Origin of the sequence: Enteractinococcus helveticum (genome assembly GCF_001657475.1) — a bacterium.
In the GTDB taxonomy this organism is placed as follows: Bacteria; Actinomycetota; Actinomycetes; order Actinomycetales; family Micrococcaceae; genus Yaniella; species Yaniella helvetica.
This window is the reverse complement of sequence record NZ_LXEY01000079.1, coordinates 1-1,007: the sequence shown is the minus strand read 5'-3', so window position 1 is coordinate 1,007 and position 1,007 is coordinate 1. Positions and strand designations below refer to the sequence as shown.

The following is a 1,007-nucleotide window of genomic DNA, read 5'->3' as shown; positions in this document are numbered from 1 at the left end:
TTCCTTCTTCCTCTCTCCCTCTCTTTCTCCTTTTCCCTCTCTTTCCTTTCTTTTATTTTTTCCCCCTTCTTTTTCTTTTTTCTTCTTTCTTTTCCCTTCCTTTCCCCCTCTTCTCCTCTTTTTTCTTTTTCTCTTCTCCCCCCCTCTCCTTCCCTTCCTCTCCCCTTTTCCTCTTCCCTCTTTTCCTTCCCCTCCTCTTCTCTCCCCTTCTTTTCCCCCCCCCCCTTCTTCTCCCTCTCCCTCTCCCTCTCCCTTCTCTCCTCCTTCTCCTCCTCCCCCTTCCTCCTCTTTTCCCTTTTCCCCTCCTTCTCCCCCTCTCTTCTCTTCCTCCCCTCCCCTCTCTTTTTCTTCTCTCCCCTTTCTCCTTCCCCCCTCTTTCTCTCTTCTCCTTTTCTTTCCTTTTTTCTTTCTTTCCTCTCTTCCTCTTCCTCTTTCCTTCTTTTCCCTTCTCCCCCTTCTTCCCCTTTCCCTTCCCTCCTTCTCCTCCCCCCCCTTCCTTCTTTCTCCTTCCCCCCTTTTTCCCTTTCCTCTTTTTTTTTCCCCTCCTTCCCTCCCTCTTTCTTCTTTTCCTTTCCTTCTCTTTTCCTTTTTCCCCCCTTCTTCCTCTCTTTTTTCTTCCTCTTTTTTTTCCTTTTTTCTTTCTTCCTCTCTTTTCTCCCCCCTCTCCTCCCCTTCCTCCCTCTTCTTCTCCCCCCCCTCCTTCCCCTCCTCCCTTTCCCCCCCCTTCTTTCTCCCCTCCCTCCCCCTCTCTCTCCTCTCCCCTTCCTCCCCTCTCCCCCCCTCTTTTTCCCCTCTTCCCCTCTCTCCTTCCCTCTTCCTCTCCTTCCCTCCCCTCTCTCCTTTTCTTTTCTCTTTTTTTTCCCTTTCCTTCCCTCCTTTCTCTTCTCCCCCTCTTCCTCTTCCTCCTCCTCTCTCTTTTTCTTTCTCTTTTTTCTCCCCTCCCTTTCCCCCCCCCCCCCCTCCTCTTCTCCTTCTCCCTCTCTTCTCTCTTTCCCCTCTCTCTCTTT

Annotated in this window: 1 protein-coding gene; it reads right to left on the bottom strand. The window is 51.2% G+C overall.

What is annotated here, in order from left to right; genetic code table 11:
* Positions 1 to 1,007: hypothetical protein (locus A6F49_RS18980; RefSeq protein WP_201120359.1), on the bottom strand; the 1,007-nt coding region annotated here is incomplete at both ends.